The 14,064-nt window shown below is 61.9% G+C and carries 13 protein-coding genes and 1 tRNA gene; 10 read left to right on the top strand and 4 right to left on the bottom strand.

All coding sequences use genetic code 11. From position 1 onward, the window contains the following. Positions 1-25 precede the first annotated feature (25 nt). The 4 genes from pyrH (at position 26) to ACR3FE_RS16280 (ending at position 4,785) form a co-directional block, all read left to right on the top strand. Entirely contained in the window at positions 26-745 is a 720-nt protein-coding gene (pyrH, locus tag ACR3FE_RS16295) for a UMP kinase (protein WP_458208376.1), read from the top strand. After that, positions 742-2,394, top strand: coding sequence for a lysine--tRNA ligase (gene lysS / locus ACR3FE_RS16290; RefSeq protein ID WP_458208375.1), 1,653 nt, complete (start codon positions 742-744; stop codon positions 2,392-2,394). Before pyrH ends, lysS begins: the two co-directional genes overlap by 4 nt. A 175-nt stretch (positions 2,395-2,569) precedes the next feature. Then, complete coding sequence (locus tag ACR3FE_RS16285) at positions 2,570-2,896, top strand: hypothetical protein (RefSeq protein ID WP_458208373.1); 327 nt, start codon at positions 2,570-2,572, stop codon at positions 2,894-2,896. Between the two features lie 80 nt (positions 2,897-2,976). Further along, positions 2,977-4,785 (top strand): site-2 protease family protein, encoded by a 1,809-nt coding sequence (locus ACR3FE_RS16280; RefSeq protein WP_458208371.1) that lies wholly within the window; start codon positions 2,977-2,979, stop codon positions 4,783-4,785. A gap of 51 nt (positions 4,786-4,836) precedes the next feature. On the opposite strand, the gene ACR3FE_RS16275 is transcribed toward ACR3FE_RS16280, so the two are convergent. Further along, a complete protein-coding gene (locus ACR3FE_RS16275) occupies positions 4,837-5,352 on the bottom strand; it encodes a PadR family transcriptional regulator (RefSeq protein ID WP_458208369.1) in 516 nt (171 codons plus the stop codon). 140 nt (positions 5,353-5,492) lie between these two features. Here ACR3FE_RS16275 and ACR3FE_RS16270 point away from each other — a divergent pair, with 140 nt between their 5' ends. From ACR3FE_RS16270 to ACR3FE_RS16260, 3 genes are all read left to right on the top strand, one after another. After that, entirely contained in the window at positions 5,493-7,049 is a 1,557-nt protein-coding gene (locus tag ACR3FE_RS16270; RefSeq protein WP_458208368.1) for a heme-binding protein, read from the top strand. A 667-nt stretch (positions 7,050-7,716) separates the two neighbouring features. Beyond that, entirely contained in the window at positions 7,717-8,616 is a 900-nt protein-coding gene (locus ACR3FE_RS16265) for an acyltransferase (RefSeq protein ID WP_458208366.1), read from the top strand. Positions 8,617-8,655: 39 nt separating this feature from the next. Further along, the gene (locus ACR3FE_RS16260; protein WP_458208364.1) at positions 8,656-9,735 is read left to right on the top strand and encodes a PQQ-dependent sugar dehydrogenase; all 1,080 of its coding nucleotides are present in this window, start codon (positions 8,656-8,658) and stop codon (positions 9,733-9,735) included. Between the two features lie 30 nt (positions 9,736-9,765). Here the strand turns inward: ACR3FE_RS16260 and ACR3FE_RS16255 are convergent, their stop codons facing one another. Beyond that, positions 9,766-11,040, bottom strand: a complete 1,275-nt coding sequence (locus ACR3FE_RS16255; RefSeq protein WP_458208363.1) for an aryl-sulfate sulfotransferase — start codon at positions 11,038-11,040, stop codon at positions 9,766-9,768. A 75-nt stretch (positions 11,041-11,115) separates the two neighbouring features. On the opposite strand from ACR3FE_RS16255, the gene ACR3FE_RS16250 reads away from it, so the two are divergent. Beyond that, on the top strand, positions 11,116-11,409 hold the full coding sequence (locus ACR3FE_RS16250) for a DUF7577 domain-containing protein (protein ID WP_458208361.1): 294 nt from the start codon (positions 11,116-11,118) through the stop codon (positions 11,407-11,409). 51 nt (positions 11,410-11,460) lie between these two features. Then, a complete protein-coding gene (locus tag ACR3FE_RS16245; RefSeq protein WP_458208359.1) occupies positions 11,461-12,171 on the top strand; it encodes an Nmad3 family putative nucleotide modification protein in 711 nt (236 codons plus the stop codon). Between the two features lie 23 nt (positions 12,172-12,194). Here ACR3FE_RS16245 and ACR3FE_RS16240 read toward each other — a convergent pair. Further along, positions 12,195-12,265, bottom strand: a tRNA-Gly gene (locus ACR3FE_RS16240). 229 nt (positions 12,266-12,494) lie between these two features. On the opposite strand from ACR3FE_RS16240, the gene ACR3FE_RS16235 reads away from it, so the two are divergent. Beyond that, on the top strand, positions 12,495-13,289 hold the full coding sequence (locus tag ACR3FE_RS16235; RefSeq protein ID WP_458208357.1) for an NAD+ synthase: 795 nt from the start codon (positions 12,495-12,497) through the stop codon (positions 13,287-13,289). A gap of 54 nt (positions 13,290-13,343) precedes the next feature. On the opposite strand, the gene ACR3FE_RS16230 is transcribed toward ACR3FE_RS16235, so the two are convergent. Next, positions 13,344-14,042 carry an enoyl-CoA hydratase/isomerase family protein gene (locus ACR3FE_RS16230; protein ID WP_458208355.1) on the bottom strand — a complete coding sequence of 233 codons (699 nt, stop codon included), beginning with the start codon at positions 14,040-14,042 and terminating at the stop codon, positions 13,344-13,346. Between the last annotated feature and the right edge of the window lie 22 nt (positions 14,043-14,064).

The raw sequence follows: 14,064 nt of genomic DNA, 5'->3' as shown, positions 1-14,064 counted from the left end.
CGCGTCCGGGCAACACGGCGATAGCATGAAGGTGGTCGTTTCTATCGGCGGGAGCGTGCTCGCTCCGGACCTGGAGTCCCAGCGTGTTCGTGGACACGCCGAAGTCATCGAATCGCTCGCAACGGAGGGATGTACCATCGGCGCGGTTGTCGGTGGCGGGGGCGTCGCCCGAGAGTACATCGGAACTGCCCGTGACCTCGGCGCAAACGAGATCGAACTGGACGACATCGGTATCGACGTCACCCGACTGAACGCCCGGCTTCTCATCGCGGCGCTGGGTGAGCAGGCCGCACCCAGTCCAGCGGAGACCTACGAGAAGGCGGGAACTGCGATGCATCGCGGCGATATCGCGGTCATGGGTGGCGTGATGCCCGGCCAGACGACCGACGCCGTGAGCGCGGCACTGGCCGAGTACACCAACGCCGACCTCCTCGTCTACGCGACGAGCGTGAACGGTGTGTTCAGCGACGATCCGAACGAGGTCGACGACGCGACGAAGTACGACGAACTTTCGGCGAGCGAACTCGTCGATGTCATCGCCGATCTCGAAATGACCGCCGGCAGTTCCTCGCCGGTCGACCTGTTGGCCGCGAAACTGATCGAGCGGTCGGGCGTTCGCACCATCGTCCTCGACGGGACCGAACCGGAACGGATCGCCGACGCCGTCCTCTTCGGGGAACACAGCGGAACGGACATCATCCCGGAAGGTACGGACGACGAGATGTCCTACTGGGTACAAGGATGAGCGTCGATTCGGCACCAGCAGACGACCGTGATGACGGCGGAGACGACCACCACGTCTTTTGGGCCGACGAGGTGGCAGACCGGATCGAAGCCCGCGACCCGGACGACCCCATCATCATCAAGGGCGGCATCTCGCCGTCCGGGGTTCCACACCTCGGCAACGTCAACGAGATCATGCGCGGCTACTTCGTGGCGGCGGTCTTGCGCGACAGGGGGCACGAGGTACGACAGGTCTTCACCGCCGACGACCGTGACCCACTGCGGAAACTGCCGCGAAAGCTCGCCGACCTGGACGGGAACATCGTCGAACTCGGCGACGTGAACGCTGGCGCACTGGGACGCAATCTCGGCAAGCCGTACACGGACATCCCCGACCCGTTCGGCTGTTGTGACTCCTACGGCGACCACTTCTCGAACCTCATCCAGCAGAGCGCAGACCTTCTCGGCGTTCCTATCGACGTGGTCTCGAACACCGAACTGTACGAGACCGGCGAACTGGAGGACGTCACCCGTCAGCTGCTCGACAATGCCGAGACGGCTCGTGAGGTGCTCGCGGAGTATCAGGACAAGGTGGACGACGAGTACGTCCCCTTCAATCCCATCTGCGAGGACTGCGGAAAGATCACGGAGACGGTGACGGAGTTCGACGTTGAAGAAGGCACCATCGAGTACGTCTGTACCGACCTGAAGGCGGGCGACAACACTATCGACGGCTGTGGTCACGAGGGGACGGCGACCTTGCGCGATGGGAAGCTTCCGTGGCGATTCGAGTGGCCCGCCCAGTGGAAGACGCTCGATGTGGACTTCGAACCGTTCGGGAAAGACCACGCAGAAGGCTCGTGGCCGAGCGGCGAGGACATCGCTCGCAACGTCATGGAGTTCGAACCGCCGGTTCCGATGACCTACGAGTGGTTCACGCTCAACGGGAAGCCTTTCTCCTCATCGGAGGGGAACATCGTCCTCGTCAAAGAGGTGCTGGAGCTGCTCGAACCCGAGGTGCTTCGGTACTTCTTCACCAAAGACCCGAACAAAGCCCGTGACTTCAGTATCGAGCGACTCGACCTGTTGGTGGACGAGTTCGACCGGTTCGAACGGATCTACTTCGGCGAGGAGGATGGCGACGAGAAAGAGCGTGCGCTCGCCGAGCGGATCTACCCGATGGTCGTCGGCGAGATCCGCCCCGAGCGCATCCGCATCCCCTACACCTTCGCCGCCGTGCTGGGGATGACCGACGACCGCGACCTCAGCGAGGAGATCGCACGACGCGAAGGACACATCCCCGACGACGCGCCGGAGTGGGCCGTCGAGGATGCGCTCGCGCGCGTCGAGTGTGCACGGGCGTGGGCACACCGGACGAGCAACGAGTACGACTACGACCTGAAGCGAACCGAGATGCCCGACGTGACTCTCGATCCCGAGACGGAGGCCGCGCTGGACGAACTCGCGGCGTTCGTCGAGGAAGGCCACGATGGCGAGGCGATCCAGGGCGAGATCTACGAGACTGCAAAGCGTCACGACATCGACATCGGCGACTTCTTCAGCACGGGCTATCGGCTCTTTTTTGACGACGAACAGGGACCGAAACTCGGCCCGTTCCTCTCGAAGCTAGACCGCGATTTCGTCCTTCGACGACTGCGTCGAGACGGCTAACGTCGATATCGTTTTCGCAGGAAACGAGAACCGCCAGCAGAGTTAAGGATGCTGGCAGATAATATTCAATTACCTCCACCTAATTAGTGCATAACAAAGTACGTCGCAGTACTACGGGGAGGTGCAAGGTCTGTCTGACGACTAATCACGTCAGCGACTGAACGGTGATATTACCATGGCCCTGATAGAACTCAATCTCGAGAAACCAGCGTTGAAACGGACAGAACTCGTCAAAGACGAAGCAGAGATAGAGAAGACTGAAACGAAGACCGAAGAGACAGAAGAGATCGACGAGATCGAAACGGGATCCGAGATCGAAGAGACCGAAGAAGCCGAAACGACGAAAGGCAAGAGTCGAACGAAGACGTTCGCTCGTCGCGCCGCAGTGCTCGGCGGCACCGCCGCCGGAGTCGCTGCCGCTCGGAAGATTCGCCAGCGCCGTCGGAGCAAGAAGGAAGCTCAGCAGCAGGAACTCGAAGAAGACTGGCAGACGGCGGAGTAACTCCCGTTTTTCCGCGTTCGTTCTCTCATTTTGCGCTCGTTCCCAAACGCCTTTGAGCGACGGGAACTTTCTTTCGTTCGATGGATACGATCGTATGGGTGCTTCTCGGAATTGCAGCCTACTGGTTCGCCCTTCTCGCACTTCGGGCGAACGATATGTTGCCGCCGTTTCTCGGCACACAGGGCCCGATTCTGACGGTCCACACCCAGAGAGGAAAGCAGCTGCTCGACCGTCTCGCTCGGCCGAAGCGATTCTGGCGAGCGTGGGGGAACTTCGGGCTAGGAATCGCGCTGGTCGTGATGGTCGGAACGTTCCTCGTGCTCGTCGTTCAGGCTATCGTGGTCGTCCAGAACCCGCCGGAGCCGACGGCGGTCACACAGCCACGGAACGTGCTCGTCATCCCCGGCGTCAACGACTTCCTCCCGCTCTCGGTCGCGCCCGAGATTCTGTTCGGCCTGCTCGTTGGACTGGTCGTCCACGAGGGAGGTCACGGTCTCTTCTGCCGAGTCGAGGACATCGAGATCAAGTCGATGGGACTGGCGTTGTTCGCCTTCCTGCCGATCGGTGCGTTCGTCGAGCCGGACGAGGAGAACCGCAAGAAAGCGGACAGGGGCGGCCAGAGTCGGATGTTCGCGGCGGGCGTGACGAACAACTTCGCCGTCACGATTCTCGCGTTCTTGCTCCTGTTCGGCCCGGTGATGGGGTCGATATCCGTCGCGTCCGGCGCGGCGGTCGGTGGCGTCTTCGACGGCTCTGCTGCAAGTGACGCCGGAATCCAGCGTGGCGACCGCATCGTCGCGGTCAACGGGACGGCGGTCGAGGGCAACGGCGACCTCAACGCGAAACTCGGCGAGATACAGAGTCGGTCGGTGACGGTGACGGTGGCTCAAAACGGTGAAAACCGGACGACGACCATCGAACGTTCGTTGCTCGTGACGGGGTTGGCACGGGATTCGCCGTTCGCGTCGAGCGTCGGAACGGGTGACCGCATCGTCGCGGTCAACGGGACGGCGGTCTACACAGAACAGGCGCTGAACCGCGAACTCGAAGACAAGAAGATCGCCACGCTGACCGCGAACGGGTCGAAGGTGACCGGACCGGTCGGCGCGCTCTCGACGGTTCAGTCCGAAAGTCCCGCCAGCGAGTCCGGACTCGAAGCCGGAGATACCATCGTCATCACGGCTATCGACGGGAAACGAGTCGTCGACAACGGCGACCTGACGACCGTTCTCGATGGCTACGAACCGGGGCAGACGGTGACGATCGAAGCCTACGAGAAAGAGGGTGGAAACTACGTTCGGCAGACGTACGACGTGACACTCGGCGAGAACGACAACGGGGAGGCCATCGTCGGTATCCTCGTCGCGCCGGGAACGTCGGGCATTACGGCGAGTGGTTTCGGCACGAAACTCTACCCGGCGGAGACGTTCCACGACCTCGTCTCGGGGCAGTTCGTCTCGACCTTCGGTGGCGGCGGTGGCAACGGGCCGGTCACGTCGTTCCTGCTCGGTATCGTCGGGACGCTGTTGCTCCCGTTCGCCAGCCTCTCGATGCCCGTCGGGTACAACTTCGCCGGGTTCGTCGGGCTGAACGCCAACTTCTACGCGGTGGAGGGGCCGCTCGCGGGACTCGGTGGCGGTCTCTTCCTGGTGGCGAACGCCCTGTTCTGGACGGGGTGGATCAATCTCAACCTCGGCTTCTTCAACTGCATCCCGGCGTTCCCCCTGGACGGCGGACATCTCCTTCGGATGGGTGCCGAGGCGATCGTCTCACGGCTACCGACCAGTCAGGGGAGGCAGGTGACGACGATGATAACGACGAGCGTCGGACTGACGATGCTCGCCAGTCTCATCCTCATGATATTCGGGCCACGACTGCTGGCGGGATAGGCAGCACTCGTTTTTCGTAATACTCGGGAGAGAACAGCGTTTTCGTGGCGGTCAGCGTTCGAGACCCATTCGTTCGTAGAACTCGTCCGGTGCGTCGGGGATTCGCTCGAATTCGGCGAAGTCGCGCTCGTGGTGCCGGATGATCTGCTCGACGATCCACGAACTGAACGTCTCGTCGAACTGCCACTCACCCTCGGGACTCTGCACTTCGAATCGTTCGTCGGTAGCGAAGGCGACGTAGACGTGGTAGAATCCGAGGATGACGTCCGCGAACTCGCGGGCTTTCGTCCCGCTCTCCTCGCGTTTCTCTTCGAGTTCTTCGTACCCCGAATCGGTGAGTTCGAAGTATTTTCGGTCGGGCTCGTCCTCGCGTTCGATCCGTTCGGCCCACCCCTTCTCTTCGAACTTGTAGAGGATCGGATACACTGACCCGTAGGAGGGTTCCCAGTGGCCGCCACTGATATCACGGATCTCTTTCAGTATCTCGTATCCGTACCGAGGCTTTTCATCTAGGAGTTCGAGCACGAGGTACGAGATCAGGCCTTTCGGCGGGCCACTTTTCCGCATCGACTGGGGGTTTAAGTCGTGATTTTGAAAGGCTTTCGGTCGGAGCGACACCGACCGCAGTTAGACTAACCACCGAAACGACGAAACGTTCGCACGACCGACTCAAAACATCCTTGTCCGGTCACTACTAACCCTCGCGCATGCCGAGAAAAGCCCCACCGACCCGCGAAGGGTGGTACGCGCTCCACGATTTCCGAACCATCGACTGGAATGCGTGGCGAGACGCCCCCGAGCGAGTCCGTGAAAGCGCACTGGACGACGGAATCGAGTTCCTGCAAGCACACGAGAGCGTCACCGACGCCGAGGACGGATCGTCCGCCGTGTTCAGCATCATGGGACACGAGGCCGACCTGTTGGTTGTCCACTTCCGGCCGACGGTGGCCACCCTCGACACCGCCGAGAGAGCCTTCGAGCGAACCGAGTTCTCAGAATTCACCGAGCGAGCCGACTCCTACGTCTCCGTAACGGAGGTCGGTGGCTACACCTCCGACGAGATGGTGAAAGCGCCCGAGGACATCGGGGACACCGGGATGGCCCGGTACGTGGCGAGCAAACTGTATCCGGACATCCCGGACGCGGAGTTCGTCTGCTTCTATCCGATGAACAAGCGCAGACTCGGCGAGGACAACTGGTACGACACGCCGTTCGACGAGCGAGCCGAGATGATGGCGAGCCACGGCGAGATCGGCAAAGGCTACGCCGGAAAGGTCACCCAGATCATCACGGGCAGTATCGGGATGGACGACTTCGAGTGGGGTGTCGACCTGTTCAGTAACGACCCGACGTACATCAAAGACCTGCTCTACGAGATGCGCTTCGACGAGGCGAGTTCGCGCTACGCCGAGTTCGGGTCGTTCTACTTCGGTCGCCGGTTCCCACCTGCCGACCTCCCGGCGTTCATGGCCGGCGAGGACGTTCCGACGCCGGACGACGCCCACGCACACGGGAGCGGACACGAACACGGACACGCTCACGCACACGGCGAGCAGGAGGGTGCGAGCACGCACGCACACGGGGACGAAGGCGGGCACCAACACGGTGATGATTCGCAGCACGGCCACGGAAGCGGTGGACAGGACCATGGCGGGCACGACCACAGCAGTCACGGCGAATCCGGATCGGGTGACATCCGCGGCGAACTCGAAGACCTCGACATCTACGCCGGAAAACCCCACGGCGAGGACGTGTACGCGATGGTGCTCTATTCCGAGGCCGACGCCGACGAACTGTTCGACGAGGTCGATGGCCTGCGGAGCAACTTCGACCACTACGATACGCACGTCAAGACGGCGGTGTACGAGGGCGAAGAACGCTCCGCCGTGGTGAGCATCTGGAAGACCCAGAGCGCCGCCGAGACGGCAGGCGGGTTCCTCGCCGACCTACCGGGGATCGTCGCCCGCGCTGGCGAGGAGAGCGGCTTCGGGACGATGGGAATGTTCTACACCGTCAAGCCCGACCGCCGCGAGGACTTCGTCGAGAAGTTCGAGACGGTCGGTGGTGTACTCGGCGACATGGAGGGCCACTTCGACACCGAACTGCTGGCCAACCACGAGGACGAAAACGACATGTTCATCGCCAGCCAGTGGCGCTCGAAAGAGGACGCGATGGACTTCTTCCGAAGCGACGCCTTCAGCGACACCGTCGACTGGGGCCGAGACGTGCTGGCCGACAGACCGCGCCACGTCTTCCTCGCGTAAAACGGGACGGGGAGTGGTGAGTTTTTATTGATCTTCTTCTTCTGTGGTTCGGCCGTCTCTCGGTACTTCGGCTTCCGTTCAGCCAGTACGTTTTAGTACAAATCAGTGTATTTCAGTACATGTAATTCGGAGATTAGCTCGCTGGTCGTGAAGTTCCGGAAAACGGACGAGCGAGTTACCTCTGCGCTAGTGTCCTCGAAAGCCCTCGGGCGCTTTTCGTGATTGGCAGGTGCGGACGCTTGGCGGCTGGTTGGCCTGCTCGCGGTGGCGCGCGGAGGCGCGCCGGCGGTGCGCCCGCGCGAGGGACGGGTATCACAACGGAGAGGAGCGCAGCGAGATCACCATTCAGTTCGCTCATGGCGACCGGCCGAGCGGAGCGACGCTGACCCGGCGGGGGGACCGGGGGCTTTCGAGGACGACGCGATCGCGGCGATTCGGTCATCCGAACGAATGGAGGCCACGATGAAACCCAGATAGCATAATATACCATGTCGAACAGCGTCCAGCCAGTGCACGGTGAAAGTGAAATTCGAACGGAATAGACAAGCCGCAGTCGGCCAAATTTCGAGTTGAAACGGTGGCGTTAGGAAGATGCACTCCCCGCCGCAACCAAAACCCCCTTTGCCTACGGGCGGTAAGTAACCGATAAGAATTTCGAGGGATATATATGACAAAGCGACATGTCACACTTCCTGAATCCGCCGAAGCGGGTCTTCGCGGTTTCATCGACGAAGTAGACGAACGTCTGGCAGGTGACGAGGACACGTGCAAGGTGGTCGAGGAGATCCTCGTCGATCTGCACGGTGACCGGGACGCCTACGAAGCGTGGAAAAGCGGCGAACCGGTTTCGAACGCGGAGCGCGTGCGACTGCAGAGCTACGACCCCTGTAACTCGACGCTGGAGAGCGAGTACTACGCCGAGAAAGACGAAGAGAAGTTCCGCGAATCCAAGCATCTCCAGTGGCTCTGGCGGCAGTTCGATGACACGCCGATGGCCGACAACGTGGAGTTCGCGCTTCGCTTCCGCCAGGTGCTCGCGAACCATCTTTTCGAGGAGGCTGGCGACGATCTCCGTATCTTCAAGGGCGTCACGATGACATACGGGCACAACATCTCCGTCGGCGACAACACGGTCATCCACGACGACGTGCATCTGGACGACCGCGGAAAGCTGACCATCGGCAATCGCTGTTCCATCAGCGACGGCGTTCACATCTACAGTCACGACCACGACGTGGTCGACCAGACCGAGGTGACGAACTTCCACACCATCATCGAAGACGACGTGCGACTCACCTACGACGCGATGGTTCGCGCGGGTCTCAAGATCGGCGAGAACGCCATCGTCGGTGCGCGGGCGGTCGTTCAGAGCGACATTCCAGCTCACCACATCGCGGTGGGGATGCCAGCGAAGAGCATCAAGATAAAGCCGGGCTGGGAGGACGAGGCCGTCCCCATCGACGACGTGCCGCCGACGGAGAAGGAATCGCGGCGGATCGACTATGAACTCCCCGACGATATGGAGCAGTTCGACGAGTTCGAGCGCGATCTCGACCCGTCGAACTAACCCGCACCGTTTTTCTCCCGCCGGGTCGTGGCACGGAGTATGCGACGCCGCACCTACCTCCAGTCGGTAGCACTCGGTATCAGTGGACTCGCCGGGTGTATCGGGTCGTCCGGTCGGCTGACGGAGACCTCGACCACGAAGCGACGACGGGGTGTGCGCGTCAAGACGGTCGCCATGAATCTCGAAGTGCCGTGGGGTATCGCGTTCGATTCCAGTGGCGACCTCTATCTCACCGAACGACCGGGGCGTATCCGGCGTATCCGCCCGAATCAGAACAAGATCGTCGCCGATTTCACCGGGCAGATAGCACATCGTGGCGAGGGAGGACTTCTCGGACTCGTCTTACACCCGGACGACGAGACGCTGGCGTACACCTACCAGACCTACGAGTCGGCTGACGGACTCCGAAACCGAGTCGTCCGCCATCGGGTCGACGACGGATTCGACCCGGAGCGCACCATCATCGACGGGATTCCTGCGTCCTCTATCCACGATGGAGGCAGACTCGCCATCCACGACGACGCGCTGTTCGTCACCACGGGCGATGCGGATTCCAGAAAACGATCGCAGAACAAAGAGTCGCTAGCCGGGAAAGTCCTCAGACTGACACTCGATGGCGAGCCACATCCCGACAACCCCTTCGGGAACGAGGTGTTCACCTACGGCCACCGCAACCCACAGGGTCTCGCGTTTCGCGAGGATACCCTCTTCAGCACGGAGCACGGTCCCACCACGGACGACGAGATCAACGTCCTCGAAGCCGGAAACAACTACGGCTGGCCCGAGGTAACCGGGGAAGCCGGGAAGTTCACCGATCCGATCACGACCTACACCCCGACCATCGCACCCGGAAGCGCGACCTTCTACGACGGGCCGATTCGTGAGTGGCAGGGAGACTTCTTCTTCGGAACGCTCGTGGGGGCACACCTCCACCGAGTGCGAATCGACGGCAGGAACGTGGTCGAACAGGAGCGCCTGCTGGAAGGTGAGTACGGTCGCCTCCGAACGGCGTTCACCGGGCCGGACAACCATCTCTACGTGACGACCAGCAACCGAGACGGGCGTTCGGAGAGTCCCGCCCCGCAGGACGACCGCGTTCTCAAGCTTCAACCGGCGTGAGTTCGTCGTTTAGCCAGCGTCCCCGGACGATTAGCCAGCGTACTCTCGATAGGCCGCGACCCCAAGTTCTCCGAGGAGCCACAGGGTCACGAACGCCATCCCGAGGAGCGTGAACAGTTCCGGCAGGCGTACCCACGCCGGAAAGACGAACGACGCGTAGGCTTCCGCCTGTTGGAGGAGTCCGGTCGCGGTGTCAGAGTCACTGAACCGACTCTCAAAATCGGCACCGGAGATGGTGTCAGTCGAGTTCTCGGGGACGGTGAGGCGGTCTGCGGTGTAGGGCATCATCACGCCTTCGTAGCGCCAGACGACCTCGCCGTCGGGGTTGATCTCCAGTACGCGATTGTTGAACGTGTCCACGATGAGCGTGTTCCCGTTCGGCAGTCGGTCTGCGTCACGCGGCCAGTGGAGCAGCTTCTTGCCGCCGTACTGCCAGACCACTTCGCCGGTCGAGGCGTTCAGCTCGACGACACGGTCGTTCTGGCTGTCGGCGACGAGCAGCGTGTTCCACCGCTCCAGACGGTCGGGGTTGTGCTGTTCGTGCATCACGCTGTGGTTGCCGGGTTCGCCGACCACGTCGACGATCTTGTTCGTCTTCGGATCGACTTCGATGACCACGTCGAAGTTCCGCACCGAGATCTGGAAGTTGCCGTTCTTCAGACGGTCGATGTCGTTCATGTGCGTCCAATCTTTCTCGCCACCGGGATTCGGCGGCCCGCCGTACCGTTCGCGGAACTCGGTTCCTTCGCCGAGATGTTTCTCGGCGTGCCACTCCCACGTGATATCGCCTGCGCGGTTGACCGTGAACGCCCGGTCGTTGCCCATGTCGATGATGGCTGTCTGCCCGTTTTCGAGGCGGTCGACGTCGTGAACCTCGTGATGCGTGATGTACTCGTCGTACCACGAGTAGTTCCAGACGACGTTCTTCGTCTCGTAGTCTATCTCGAGCACCTTGGCCTGGATACACTGCTCCGAGTTGACCTGCAACTGCTCGGCGGGACACTGTTCGGGCGGGAGTTTCGTCGTCACGCCGACGAGGAAGTTTCCGTTGTCGAGCTGTTCCGCGTCAAAGACCCGCGAGTTCGGCGGGTCGTACTCCCAGACGACTTCGTTTTCCTCGTTCACTTCGATGAGTTTGCCGTTCAGCTTGTAGCTCTGGATGCTGATGAGCGTGTGTCCGCGGTAGGGGCCATCTGCCACCGTTTCGGCGTGAACGCTCTGGTCGGCGGTCGCGGCTTGATAGCCGAGGAGGGCGGAGAGAATCACGAGGGCGACAGCGAGATACCGCACGCGAGAGTGAACCATATCCGACACTCGTCAACGACCATTCTAAAGCTGACGGATAGTCCTGTGCGAAGCTACCAAGTAGCATGACGACGTATGGCACGTCGTAGCATGAACGTCTGGGGATGGATCGTCCTCTACATCGTCCTCTTCGCGGGACTCCAGTTGCTCATCTACCGGTTCCTGCGGAGTGACGAGGACTCACCGCTGCTCCGTTCGACGCCACCGACGCCGGAGCAGAGCGCACCTGACGACGTGCGAAAGGAGAGCGTCCTCGAAGAGTTCCACGAGGACGATCCGAACGTCCGCCAGTGTCCGCATTGTGGGACGGAAAACGGGGCGCAGTACACCTTCTGCCGCCAGTGCGTCGAACCGCTCGGCGTGTGGTAACCCGCGTCGGCGGAGCCACATTTTTCCCGCCTGCGTCCCCATCCAGAGGTAATGGTCCGTGCCGTCGCTATCAACGTCGCCGCCAACACCAACCAGCCCGGCGTCCGCGGCCCGATTCATCCCGACGGGAGCTTCGAGTACGTCCCGATTCCGGAGTCCGAGCCGACCAGTCGCCCCGTGCCGACCTACGCCGACCTCGACCTCGCGGTCGAACTACCGGACGGAACGGCAGACCGACCAGTTCACCTCGACCCGGAGTTCGCCGAGTATCCCTGCTGTGAGCGGTACACCTACGGCGACCCCTTCGGCGTGAAAGCGCGGCCTCTGCTCGAACTCGATGCGAGCGATTACGTCTTCTTCTACGCGACGCTCTCGACCGTCGGAGAGCCAGAGCGAGCGTGGATCGCTCCCGACTGGGGTGCGTACATCATCGGGCAGTTTCGGTTGGCCAGCAAGCCGATTTCGGGAGACGAATTTGCGGCGTTAGACGATGGGCAGAAGGACGTGTTCGAGAACAACGCCCACGTGAAACGCGAGGAGTTCGACGCAGCGGTGTTGCTGGTGGGTTCGGATGACGGGTCGGGGTTGTACGAGACGGCGGTTCCATTGAGTAGCTCTGCGAACGGGTCGGAAGCGAATCGGGTGGTGACCGAACTGTCCAGCGATTCGGGGAAGGGACCGTGGTGGCGCAGGCCGATGAAGTTTGGAGGAGATGGTGTGGAGGAGGTGCTGGAGATGCGGGAAGACGGTGTGTTCTGGTAGTTGTTTTTAGAAAGGCTGTGGAGTGCGCCGACCGGGAGTCGAACCCGGGCTATGAGCTTGGGAAGCTCATGTCCTGCCACTAGACCACCGGCGCTCACTTCGTTCACGCTGAGGATCGCAAATCCTTCGAATTTGGTCACCACCGGCGCGCTCGTCGTTGCACTCCGCTCGCGCCGAGCCTGACGACACTTCAGTTGCTCAGACACCGGCGCATGTCACTTCCTTCACCCCGATTGCACTTCAACTTAGCGCCAGCGACTACCTCCGCTACGAATCCACGGCAGGAGAGGAGGTTTTAGTCATCAGCCACCCAACAGCCAGGTATGATCGACCTCGAACTCTCGGAGTCGGAACTCGATGCCCACCGTGAGCACATCACCGCATTCATTCACGAGAAAGTCGAAGACGCAGGAACCGATTCGGCAGTCCTCGGACTCTCCGGCGGGATCGACAGCACGCTGACGGCTTACCTCGCAGTCGATTCCCTCGGGCGGGAGAACGTCCACGGACTCGTCCTGCCGGGGGCGGTGAGCCGGGACGACAACATGAGCGATGCCGAGTGGGTCGCCCAGGAACTCGAGATCACCTTCGACGTGTTCGAGATCAACCCCATCGTCGACGAGTTCTTGGACACCTATCCCGAAGCGGAGGGCGACCGGATGGCGGTGGGCAACGCTCGCGCACGAACGCGGGCGGTGCTCAACTATCTCGTCGCCAACCACGAAGGGTCGATCGTGCTCGGCACCGGAAATCGAACCGAAGCACTGGTCGGCTACTTCACGAAATACGGCGACGGTGCGGTCGATTGTCACCCGATCGGCAATCTCTACAAACAGCAGGTGCGCCAGCTCGCGACGCACATCGGCGTCCCCACCGAACTCGCGGAGAAAGAACCCACTGCGGGGCTGTGGGCGGGGCAGACCGACGAGGAGGAGCTCGGCATCGACTACGACACCCTCGACGCGATTCTAGCGCTCCACATCGATGGGCCGTTCTCCGCCGCCGCGACAGCACGACAGGTCGAGGGAGCGACGGAAGAAGACGTCGAACGAATCGCTGCGCTGTCCAACCGAAGCGCGCACAAGCGGGCTGTTCCCCCATCGCCCGAACTACTCTAATTCTCCATCGTCCGACTTGCTGGAGTCACGGCAAGACGCCCTCACTGAGCCGCGTTACTCTCGCTGGTCTGCGATGTTCGAGGCGTTCGCCGCCACGAGCTCGCCGAACGCTTCGGCTTCCCTCTCGGTCTGTACAGCCATCGAAGAACGATCACGAACACGAGCCTTGACGACGCGAAGCGCATCGGGGTCGTTCGCCGCTATCTCTTCGGCCACGGAACGCGGGGTTTCGGTGATACGTGAGACGAGCCCCATCGTTCGGGCTTCTTCGGCAGTCACGACTCGACCGGAGAGAGCGAGGTCGAGGGCGTCACCCAGCCCGACGATCTCGGGGAGGCGAGCAGTTCCACCCCACGCACCGAAGATGCCGAGGCGAACCCCCGGTTCGGCGAACGTCGCGTCTGGCGTGGCGATGCGCAGGTCACAGGCCAGCACCAGTTCGACACCGCCACCCCGTGCTGCCCCGTCGATTCCAGCGACGACGACGCCTTCTGCGCGTTCGATCTCGTCCGCGACTCGCTGGCCGTGTTCTGCGAACTCGGTCGCCGATTCGCGGTCTAAATCCGCCACGACGTCGAGGTCAGCGCCAGCACAGAACGCGGTTCCTTCCCCTCGGAGGTAGACGACTGGCTGGTCGGCCCCGCGGATGGCGTGAGCGAGGTCGTCCAGCCCGTCCGGTGTGAGTGCGTTTCGGCGCTCCGGACGATCGATCGTGACTGTTCTGATTTCCGACCCGTCGATCACGTGAATCATACCACCCTGTTGGCGACGCTTT

Source organism: Haladaptatus rarus (assembly GCF_054177585.1).
Note: the sequence above shows the minus strand (reverse complement) of the source record. Positions and strands in the feature narration are given on the sequence as shown.

What these genes read in the sequence shown, in the direction of transcription:
- pyrH (WP_458208376.1), top strand. Translation starts at nt 26, where the DNA reads ATGAAGGTGGTCGTTTCTATCGGCGGGAGCGTGCTCGCTCCGGACCTG.
- lysS (WP_458208375.1), top strand. Translation starts at nt 742, where the DNA reads ATGAGCGTCGATTCGGCACCAGCAGACGACCGTGATGACGGCGGAGAC.
- ACR3FE_RS16285 (WP_458208373.1), top strand. Translation starts at nt 2,570, where the DNA reads ATGGCCCTGATAGAACTCAATCTCGAGAAACCAGCGTTGAAACGGACA.
- ACR3FE_RS16280 (WP_458208371.1), top strand. Translation starts at nt 2,977, where the DNA reads ATGGATACGATCGTATGGGTGCTTCTCGGAATTGCAGCCTACTGGTTC.
- ACR3FE_RS16275 (WP_458208369.1), bottom strand. Translation starts at nt 5,352, where the DNA reads ATGCGGAAAAGTGGCCCGCCGAAAGGCCTGATCTCGTACCTCGTGCTC.
- ACR3FE_RS16270 (WP_458208368.1), top strand. Translation starts at nt 5,493, where the DNA reads ATGCCGAGAAAAGCCCCACCGACCCGCGAAGGGTGGTACGCGCTCCAC.
- ACR3FE_RS16265 (WP_458208366.1), top strand. Translation starts at nt 7,717, where the DNA reads ATGACAAAGCGACATGTCACACTTCCTGAATCCGCCGAAGCGGGTCTT.
- ACR3FE_RS16260 (WP_458208364.1), top strand. Translation starts at nt 8,656, where the DNA reads ATGCGACGCCGCACCTACCTCCAGTCGGTAGCACTCGGTATCAGTGGA.
- ACR3FE_RS16255 (WP_458208363.1), bottom strand. Translation starts at nt 11,040, where the DNA reads ATGGTTCACTCTCGCGTGCGGTATCTCGCTGTCGCCCTCGTGATTCTC.
- ACR3FE_RS16250 (WP_458208361.1), top strand. Translation starts at nt 11,116, where the DNA reads ATGGCACGTCGTAGCATGAACGTCTGGGGATGGATCGTCCTCTACATC.
- ACR3FE_RS16245 (WP_458208359.1), top strand. Translation starts at nt 11,461, where the DNA reads ATGGTCCGTGCCGTCGCTATCAACGTCGCCGCCAACACCAACCAGCCC.
- ACR3FE_RS16235 (WP_458208357.1), top strand. Translation starts at nt 12,495, where the DNA reads ATGATCGACCTCGAACTCTCGGAGTCGGAACTCGATGCCCACCGTGAG.
- ACR3FE_RS16230 (WP_458208355.1), bottom strand. Translation starts at nt 14,042, where the DNA reads ATGATTCACGTGATCGACGGGTCGGAAATCAGAACAGTCACGATCGAT.